Here is a 4537-nt window from a genome sequence, read left to right on the forward strand (position 1 = left end):
CGCTACCGTCGGGTCGAACCGACGGTAGCGGCAACCGGGAAGCCACGATGCACGAAGGCGCGGGCCATGCCCGGCCCGGGATCAGTCCCGAACCGGCTTGGCATCGCCCGCTCCTGCGGACCTCTCTTTCAGCGCTGTACCTTTGACTGTACGTACCGGGCGGCTTCGTCTCCCCCCGATTGTCAGTAGTCTGATCCCTCCCCTGCATTGGGGGAGGGCTTTTTGCAGACTCCCGGCAGCCCGCGGTGAACCCACCCGCACCCTGCCCCAGCCCTCCTGCAACCCGCGTGCCAGAACCTGCGCCAGGCGATTGGCACGGCACGTGCATCAACGAAGTCCTCAAGACCCAGCGGCGCAGGCCGCTATTTTCGTTGACGACGGGCCACCGCACGACGGCCGGGCCCGGATACCAGGAGAAACGACGTGGCAGACTTTGGATACGGTGGCATTGGCTCGGGGCTCAACATCTCGGACATCGTCAACCAGCTGGTCGCAGCCGACCGCAAGCCCGCCGACAATGCGCTGAACCTGCAGCAGTCCAAGGCCAAGATGCAGCTGTCGTCGATCGGCACCATCACCTCGGCCTTCGACAAGCTGAAGACGGCGCTGACCGCACTGAAGGCCACCACGGCGTTCGACACGCGCACCGTGACCGCAAGCAAAGGCGGCGACAAGGGCACCGACGAGATCCTGACGGCGTCGGTCGCGCTGTATGACGTCGGCACAACCAAGGCTGCGGCCTCCAACGGCACGCACGTGGTCAATGTCACCTCGCTGGCCACCGCGCACAAACTGATCGCCGATACCTCGGTACCCAAGACCGACACGTTTGCTGCCGGAACCTTGACGCTGACCGTTGGCGTGGGCGACAAGGCCAAGACCATGAACGTGGAGGTGGAGGACGGCGACACGCTGACCACCATCCGCAACAAGATCGATGCGGCTGGCCGCAAGGAAGGCGTGCAGGCCACCCTGATCAGCTCCGGCGACAACCAGTACCTGTCGATCGCCCAGGAGAAGACCGGTGCCGCCAACGCGATCAAGCTCGAATACGCAGGCAGCGACGCCAAGCTGGGGGGACTGGTCAACAGCCTCAAGCAGAACACCGCCGCCGCCGACGCCGAGCTGACCATCGATGGCGTGAAGGTCGTAAGCGCCAGCAATACGGTGGCCGATGCGGTTCCGGGCCTGACCCTGAACCTGAAGATGCCGGGCACCAGCACGGTGACCATCAGCACCGACACTGCGGCAGCCACCAAGGTGATGCAGGAGTTCGTCACCGCCTACAACGCCGCACTGGCGGCGATCAACACCGAAACCAAGTACGACGCCAAGACCAAGGAAGCCTCCACGCTGACCGGTGATGCGCAGATGCGCGGCGCCATCAGCCAACTGCGCTCGGTGATGTCGAGCGTGCTCAAGGACCTGGCTGGTGACAAGCTCGATGCCAAGGCGATCGGTCTGGATACCCGCGGCTACCCCAATGCCGACGGCACGCTGATCCTGGACACCACCAAGTTCGCCGCCGCACTGGCCAGCCAGCCGGAGAAGATGCGCCAAGCGATCACCGGAGATACCGGCGGTGCCGGCAAGCTGTACACGCTGGTCGACGGCTATGTCAGCACCACGGTCGGCAAGGAAGGCGCGTTCGTCGCGCGGACCAAGGGACTGAACACCACGCTGGACAACATCGACAAGCGCCGCAAGGATCTCGACACGCGGATGAAGAGCGTGGAAGAGCGCTACAAGAAGCAGTTCATCGCGCTGGACAGCCTGATGGGCAAGTTGCAGCAGAGCAACACGGCGCTGCAGCAGCAGCTGGCACAGTTGAACCGCTGAGGATGCGTGCGTGGCACTCAAGTTTGCCGCGCAATGCACCGATAACGGACGCAACAGCAATCATCGCCGCGCCGCCGGCACCGATCCCCATGATCGCCCGACGGCACCCCGCGCAAGGAGAATCACGAATGTACGGTTCCAGCCGTCAATATGCCGAGCAGTACCGCCAGGTGGGAGTGACCAGTGCGGTCGCCGATGCCGATCCGCACAAGCTGGTGGCGATGCTGCTGGCCGGCGCGCTGGAGCGCGTGCGTCGCGCCCTGGCCAGCCTCGAGCGCGGCGACCAGGCCGGCAAGGGCAAGGCGATCGGCGAAGTCTGCGCGATCGTCGGCCACCTCAACGGCTCGCTGGACCATGAGGCCGGCGGCGAGATCGCCGGCAACCTGTCGGCCCTGTACGATTACGTGCTGCAGCGCCTGACCGAAGCCAACCTGCACAACGACCGCGCCGCGCTGGATGAATCGCTGCAGCTGCTGGGCGAGATCGACAGCGCCTGGAACGCGATCCCGCACGAACAGCGCCGCCCGGCCGCGGTGGCGCCATGAGCCTGCCCGAACTGCACGCGCAGCTGGATGCCTTCGAGAAGGCACTGGGCGATGACGCCCTGGACCAGGCCGACAGCCTGCTCGACGGGCACGACAGCACCCTGCATGCCCTGCTCAGCCAGCCGCTGACCGCTGCGGACCACGGGCCGCTGAGCGCCCTGTTCGAGCGCCAGCAGAGCCTTCTGGGCCTGCTGCGCCAGCGCCGCGATGCAGCAGCCGCACTGATGAATGACGGCCAGCGCTCTCTTCGCGCCGCCCATGCCTACCTGCAGGCAGAATCGCTGGCATGACCCAGCTGCCGACCACGTCGCTGCACCATCCTGCCGAAAGCGAGCTGTTCGACGAAACGCTCAGCTGCGAGCTGGCCCTGCCGGCCGAGTTCCAGGCGGGCAGCGCGGCCGGACGCACCAGCGGTGCCGAAGGCCTGCTGCGCAGCTTGGCACTGGTCGAAGACAGCCGTGTTGACGAGCACGACGAGCGCAACGAGGCCACCCTGCAGCTGCAACGCCTTGAAGCCAAGCTGGACCTGGCGATGGTGCTGCTCGGCCGCTTGGTGCGCCAGCAGGGCCTGGAACTGCCCCTGCGCCCGGTGCGCTGGTCGCGCCGTGGCATCCGCCTGCAGCTGGGCCCGCGCAGTGGTGCCAGCCCCGGACAGGCCGGCGTGGTGCGCCTGCAGCCCAGCGACTGGCTGCCAGACCACATCGACCTGCCGGTGGAAGTGATCGCCGAGGCAGCCGACGGCAGCGGCGGCCACTTCCTGTGGCTGCGCTTCCAGCGCCTGGGCGACGGCCTGGAAATGGCAATGGAACGGCACCTGTTCCGACTGCACCGCCGCCAGGTGGCCGAGGCGCGCCGGGCGCGCTGAAAGCTGCCACCATCACGCTTGGCGGGCAAGCCTTGGCGCGCCCGTTCAGCTAAGTTAAGGTGGACTCCCCTACACGGATCTGTTGCGTGCCTGTGCGAGTTCTCATCGTCGACGATCACACCCTCGTCCGCGCCGGCCTGGCGCGGCTGCTGCAGGGGTTTGCCGACGTGCAGCTCGTCGCCGAGGCCAGCAACGCTGAACAGGCACTGCAGCTGGCGCTGCAGCATGCGCCGGATGTGGTGCTGATGGATCTCTCGTTGCCGGGCCGCACCGGCCTGGAAGCGCTCAGCGACATCCGCCTGCGCGCCCCGGGCACCCGGGTGGTGATGATGACCATGCACGACGATGCCGCCCATGTGCGCGACGCCCTGGATCGCGGTGCGGTCGGGTTCGTGGTGAAGGATGCAGCACCGCAGGAGCTGGAACTGGCGCTGCGCGCCGCGCATGCCGGCCAGGTGTTCCTGAGTCCCCAGATCTCGGCCAAGATGCTGGCCCCCATGCTGGGCCGCGAGAAGCCTACCGGCATTGCCGCGCTGTCGCCGCGTCAGCGCGAGATCCTGCGCCGCATCGGCAAGGGCGAAAGCAACAAGGAAATCGCTGCGGACCTCGGCATCAGCGTGAAGACGGTGGAAACCCATCGCGCACGCATGATGGAGTCGTTGGGCTGCCGCCGCGCCAATGACCTGTTGCTGCTGGCCGCGCGCCACCAGCACGAGCTGGAGTGATTGCCTGCAAATGGGGTCAGATCCCTTTCCGTTGGAAAAGGGATCCGACCCCGATTAGGCTGCGCTCATGACCCGCAACGTACTCTTCCTCTGCAGTCAGAACCGCCTGCGCAGCCCGACGGCCGAGCAGGTATTCGCCGATTGGCCGGGTATCGAGACCGCCTCGGCCGGGTTGCTGGCCGATGCCGAGGAAGTGCTCAGCCCCGAGCTGCTGCAGTGGGCCGACCTGGTGTTCGTGATGGAGCGCGCCCACCGCAACCGGCTGTCCAGCCGCTACAAGGCGTGGTTGAACGGCAAGCGAGTGATCTGCCTGGATATTCCGGACGACTACGAGTACATGGACCCGGTGCTGATCGAGCTGCTCAAGCACAAGGTGACGCCGTTCCTGCGTTGACGGGCTGTTGTAGAGCCGAGCCATGCTCGGCTGCAGCGGCGCGGCCCGCACAGGCATCGCGTTGCCGGAATGGAAAGACGCATGGCGTGATTGGGTTCCAACAGGCGCCCTAGGGGCGTCCGCATTGTGGATGTCAGGTCAGCCAGCACCTCAAGCCATTGATTTCAAA

The 4537-nt window shown here is 66.3% G+C and carries 6 protein-coding genes; all 6 read left to right on the forward strand.

The annotated features are described in order from the left end of the window. Nucleotides 1–423: 423 nt before the first annotated feature. The 6 genes from fliD (at nt 424) to ABGA94_RS13100 (ending at nt 4368) form a co-directional block, all read left to right on the forward strand. The gene (gene fliD, locus ABGA94_RS13075) at nt 424–1839 is read left to right on the forward strand and encodes a flagellar filament capping protein FliD (protein ID WP_095377989.1); all 1416 of its coding nucleotides are present in this window, start codon (nt 424–426) and stop codon (nt 1837–1839) included. A 128-nt stretch (nt 1840–1967) separates the two neighbouring features. Next, nucleotides 1968–2384, forward strand: a complete 417-nt coding sequence (gene fliS / locus ABGA94_RS13080) for a flagellar export chaperone FliS (RefSeq protein ID WP_005416447.1) — start codon at nt 1968–1970, stop codon at nt 2382–2384. Continuing rightward, nucleotides 2381–2674: a hypothetical protein gene (locus ABGA94_RS13085; protein WP_069138605.1), complete on the forward strand. Its 294-nt coding sequence runs from the start codon at nt 2381–2383 to the stop codon at nt 2672–2674. Before fliS ends, ABGA94_RS13085 begins: the two co-directional genes overlap by 4 nt. Then, on the forward strand, nt 2671–3249 hold the full coding sequence (locus ABGA94_RS13090) for a PilZ domain-containing protein (protein ID WP_069138606.1): 579 nt from the start codon (nt 2671–2673) through the stop codon (nt 3247–3249). Before ABGA94_RS13085 ends, ABGA94_RS13090 begins: the two co-directional genes overlap by 4 nt. A 92-nt stretch (nt 3250–3341) precedes the next feature. After that, entirely contained in the window at nt 3342–3974 is a 633-nt protein-coding gene (locus tag ABGA94_RS13095; protein ID WP_005413261.1) for a response regulator transcription factor, read from the forward strand. Between the two features lie 67 nt (nt 3975–4041). Beyond that, on the forward strand, nt 4042–4368 hold the full coding sequence (locus tag ABGA94_RS13100) for a low molecular weight protein tyrosine phosphatase family protein (RefSeq protein WP_005420343.1): 327 nt from the start codon (nt 4042–4044) through the stop codon (nt 4366–4368). The last annotated feature ends 169 nt before the right edge of the window (nt 4369–4537 follow it).

It is taken from the genome of Stenotrophomonas sp. 3diitr2024 (assembly GCF_042136455.1).
Lineage (GTDB): Bacteria > Pseudomonadota > Gammaproteobacteria > Xanthomonadales > Xanthomonadaceae > Stenotrophomonas > Stenotrophomonas sepilia.

Excerpts from the sequence above, each read along its gene's own strand:
- fliS (WP_005416447.1), top strand. The coding sequence starts at position 1,968 with ATGTACGGTTCCAGCCGTCAATATGCCGAGCAGTACCGCCAGGTGGGA.
- ABGA94_RS13090 (WP_069138606.1), top strand. The coding sequence starts at position 2,671 with ATGACCCAGCTGCCGACCACGTCGCTGCACCATCCTGCCGAAAGCGAG.
- ABGA94_RS13100 (WP_005420343.1), top strand. The coding sequence starts at position 4,042 with ATGACCCGCAACGTACTCTTCCTCTGCAGTCAGAACCGCCTGCGCAGC.
- ABGA94_RS13085 (WP_069138605.1), top strand. The coding sequence starts at position 2,381 with ATGAGCCTGCCCGAACTGCACGCGCAGCTGGATGCCTTCGAGAAGGCA.